This window comes from Microvirga tunisiensis, assembly GCF_009296175.1.
Taxonomy (GTDB): Bacteria; Pseudomonadota; Alphaproteobacteria; order Rhizobiales; family Beijerinckiaceae; genus Microvirga; species Microvirga tunisiensis.
Genome location: NZ_VOSK01000480.1, coordinates 1 through 3,957, shown reverse-complemented (window position 1 = coordinate 3,957; position 3,957 = coordinate 1). Strand labels below are relative to the sequence as shown.

The following is a 3,957-nucleotide window of genomic DNA, read 5'->3' as shown; positions in this document are numbered from 1 at the left end:
ACCTCCATGACCGCGCCGGAGCCGAACTCCTGCTGGAGGGTCTGCAGAATCTGTTTCCGGCCATTGAGTTGATGTGGGCCGACACGGCTTATCGTGGGCTGAAGGACTGGCTCCAGAAGGCCCTGAGCTGGAGATTATCCATCCCGCAGCATTGGTGGAGCGGCGGAACCTGGATGCGGGCTGACGCGGAGCCGCCGACGCGACCGAGTGGCTTCCAGGTGCTCGCACGCAGGTGGGTTGTCGAGCGGACCATCGGTTGGCTCACCACCAACCGGCGGCTCGCCAAGGACTACGAACGCTTGGTCGAGACCGGCGAGATGTTGCTCTATCTCGCCATGAGCCGCATCCTGCTGCGTCGCCTCACGCGAAAGGAAAGATAATTGCTCACCAGCCTCAAAGAACAACATTCCGACAAACCCCTCCAGTTTCGTGATTGTCAGAATATCCTCTGGATTGCTTTCATGAAGGTTTGGGACGGGCAATATTGAAGGCACGCACGTGAAGGGATTCTCACATGTGATGATGCGCCATTCGTCCAGATCCATCGGTCTGAAGTTATCGAAACTCGCGCATGAATGCTGTTGCGAGTGGCACTTGAATTCCCTACTTCAAGTGCGCCTGGACATCCCTCGACTGACTGGGGCTGACAGATACTTCGATTTTGCGAAACATCGTGGAAATGCTGGCTCCGGAGGCCGACTCGCTCAAACCCAATACTTTACCACGGGGCTCAAGGCAGCGGTGCCGAGTGACGGCAATCTCTACCGCAGCCCTTTCGATCAAATCCTCGCCCGGTGTCACGAGCCGTTGTAGCCTGCAGGCCTGATGAGCCGAGAGCAAATTGACCAAGCGCTCGCGCTTCGGCCGATCTCAGGGGCACCCGGCCAAACCCGATCGTCTGACGCTCGGGCTGTCGAATCTCCAGCACGTCTGAGAGCCAATCATAGCGAATCTAGAAACGCCTCTAGCTGAGAAGAATTTGGCGCTGATTTGTTCCTCCCAGAACTGACGCACTGAGGCGACTACGTACCGCCAAGCCTGAGCTTTGTGATGCTCATCATGAGATCGACGCTGATGCCCGCTTCCGCAGGCTCCGAAAACAGGGTCAGCACCGGCGCAACGTCCGTTGCACTGGCGTTGTTCATGTCCCACATGGCGCTAAACCGCCGGATAAGCTTATCAACCTTCTTCGGATCCTGCAGATCCTTGATGTTGATATGCTTTTCCAGGTTACGGACCTGCAGGTCGAGATCCGCCTTGGATGCGCCTGTAGGGATGTTGAATGTCGTCTGCACGAACTTCAGAAGCGCCTTGTCTGCCAGCAATCCCATCGTGGTCGTGACACCGGATGCCTTGCGCTTGAAATAAAGCGCAAGCCTCACGCCTTCGTTCTGCTCGCCCTCCTTGTTCTCAAGGGTCTGCTGGTAGAATCGGCTGACAACGTCCGTGGTCGCGCTGCTCGCAGATGTCGCCTTGTCGCCCTTGGCGGCGAAGTCGAACGCTGCGGCGAATTCCTTGTAGCGCGTATCGGTCATCTTGTTCGCCATGCTCTTGGTATCCGTGACACCTTCGGCGAGCACCTTCTTGATGAAGGCCTTGGCGTAGATCATGTCCTCGAGGCCGTAGGCCTTCATGGCATAGCTGAAAAGACGGTAATCCTTTACGAAGTCGTCTATGCTCTTCACCTTCGAGATATTCGCTTGGTAATACTCCGTGTCGCGCTTGACCATTGCATCGTTCTGGGTGAGCGTCTTGGTCAGCGCCGAGTTGGTCAGCAACATCTGGTAGCGGGTCATCGTGCTGATCATGATTCACTCCTAAGGGCGATGGACCTCTCTCGGATCGACGCTCGCGGCCGCTCGTTCCACGCTAATCCTTCGCCGTTGCGATGGTCCGGCAATCCTTCGAGAACCTCTCGGCTATCGTCTTTGTTTCGTCGGGCGCGAGGGCAAACTTCACGCTTTGCGGCTCGAGGCGGTAGTTCGCAAGCTCCACGATAAGCGTCTGTGCTGTCGCGAGGCTTGCCACGAAGCCCATGACCTCGCCTTCGCCCCGTAGTTGCCCGTAGCGGTCGCGGTAGACCCAGTGGGCGACCTCCGGCGGGCGGTCATCGAACCAGTAGACCGTGCTCCGCCCCTTGGCATCGCTCGGGCCGAGATAGGCGCGCTGCATCACGGTCGCTGCAAGGGCAACCTGCAGCGGCTCGCCTTCCTCGCCTGCGACCTTCGTGCAGGAGAACCAGAGCGAGCTTCCCTCCTCTCCCCTGACCTGCGCCAGTGCCCGGTTCGGAAGCCCGCTCTGGTCGGTCTGGAGGGCATAGTTCCAGGTTCGGAGCGAACCCGTCGTTGCTGAAACAGCGGAAAGGTCAGGAACAACCAGCCCCAGCATGCTCGCAAGCACCAGGGCAGTCGTACGATGAAATGTCTTGAACATGGCTCAGCGTTCCGCGAGCGATCCAAAAAGAAGGCCCCGCCTTTCGCAAGACGGGGCCTCGTCGTCAGCGATCAGGAGGCTCTTACTGGAAGAGCTTCAGGATCATCTGGCTGTTCTGGTTCGCGATCGAGAGCGACTGAACGCCGAGCTGCTGCTGGGTCTGCAGAGCCTGCAGGCGGGTCGAAGCTTCGTTCATGTCGGCGTCGACCATGGCAGACACACCATTCGTCAGCGAGTCGGAGAGAACCTCGATGAACTTCGTCTGGGCGTCGATCTGGTTCTGCACAGCACCGAGCTCAGCTCCGAGACCACGAACTGCTGCGAGAGCATCGTCTGCCGCCTTAGCTGCGGTTTCGATGTCGGTGTCGCTATTGATTTCGATAGGTGCAGTCAGCTTTGCAATATCGGCGTTAGTCGACAGATTGCTCTCTGTCAGAGTGGTATCAATCTTCAAGAACTTGCCAGTACCATCCTGGAGTCCGGAAACGACATTGAGTGTGGCAGTCGTTCCGTCAAGCAGATTCACACCGTTATAGGACGCACCTTTCATAAGGCCTGTCAAGGTGTTCGCAAGACCGGCGAGCGACTTGTTGATTTCGGCATAATCACCGGTCTCATTATCGGCAGCCTGAGCCAACTGCGTCTTGATGTCAGTGATCGTCGTGGTAATTTGCTGCACGACAGCATCAGTTGCCTTGATGATTGCAGCATTGTCTTTCAACGAAGCCTTGATCGTTCCAAGGACGCTGTTGTCAGACTTCATCTGAGTCGAGACGGACCAGTTGGTCGAGTTGTCGGCGGCGCTCGCAACCTTCAGACCCGTCGAGATCTCGCTCTGGGTCTTGCTCAGCGAACGCTGGGTGTTGTTCAGGTTCTGGAGAGCGGTGAGAGCGCTGGAGTTCGTAAGAATCGAAGACATGTGCTTCTTCCTTGAATGATTTGAGATTTTTCAGGGAATGTCGGAGTTTAACCGACCCAGCGGAGTGGCTTCATGCCTCGAAGGATTTCGATCCGCTGCTCACATGACATCCGGGCTTTTACCGGCAAAATGGATTGGCATCATGCCTAGCCTTCATCGGAAGGCGTACCATAGTGCTTTCTTAGGCACCTGAAGCGATGAGCGCTTCGTCTGCGGTGCTTGTGCTTTCTGTTTACTGATGGCCGTCCGACGCGTCAAGCAGAAACACAATTTTTTCGTAAAAACTTTGTGTTTACAGTTTGTTAACTAAAGTCGCCCCTCGCCCTGAACGACAAAGCGCTCAGCCCAAGGCTGAGCGCTTCTGATGAACAAGAGTATCGTTCGTGTGCCGGTGACCTAGCCGTTCTTATGCATGGGAAGGTTGATGAAGGCTGGCGAGTGTAGCTTAAGCACTTGAAGCAGCGTAGGATTTGGTTGTTGAGACTAATCCCTGCCACCAATTGCCCTGTGCCACACTCGCCATGCCGGACGATACACCTGCCACCTTCCCGTTTCCAGCCGTTGGCCGCAAGAAGATCACCGCTGCTTTCGACGGTGGGCGCCTG

At 56.6% G+C, this 3,957-nt stretch carries 4 protein-coding genes; 1 reads left to right on the top strand and 3 read right to left on the bottom strand.

All coding sequences use genetic code 11. The features are described from left to right. Positions 1-380 (top strand): transposase (locus FS320_RS39715; protein WP_152711663.1); only part of this gene is annotated, 380 nt, incomplete at its 5' end. Between the two features lie 642 nt (positions 381-1,022). Here FS320_RS39715 and FS320_RS39710 read toward each other — a convergent pair. The 3 genes from FS320_RS39710 to FS320_RS39700 form a co-directional block, all read right to left on the bottom strand. Beyond that, the gene (locus FS320_RS39710) at positions 1,023-1,808 is read right to left on the bottom strand and encodes a DUF1217 domain-containing protein (protein ID WP_152717926.1); all 786 of its coding nucleotides are present in this window, start codon (positions 1,806-1,808) and stop codon (positions 1,023-1,025) included. Between the two features lie 61 nt (positions 1,809-1,869). After that, positions 1,870-2,433, bottom strand: coding sequence for a hypothetical protein (locus FS320_RS39705; RefSeq protein ID WP_152717925.1), 564 nt, complete (start codon positions 2,431-2,433; stop codon positions 1,870-1,872). Positions 2,434-2,515: 82 nt separating this feature from the next. Further along, positions 2,516-3,352: a flagellin N-terminal helical domain-containing protein gene (locus tag FS320_RS39700; protein WP_152717922.1), complete on the bottom strand. Its 837-nt coding sequence runs from the start codon at positions 3,350-3,352 to the stop codon at positions 2,516-2,518. Between the last annotated feature and the right edge of the window lie 605 nt (positions 3,353-3,957).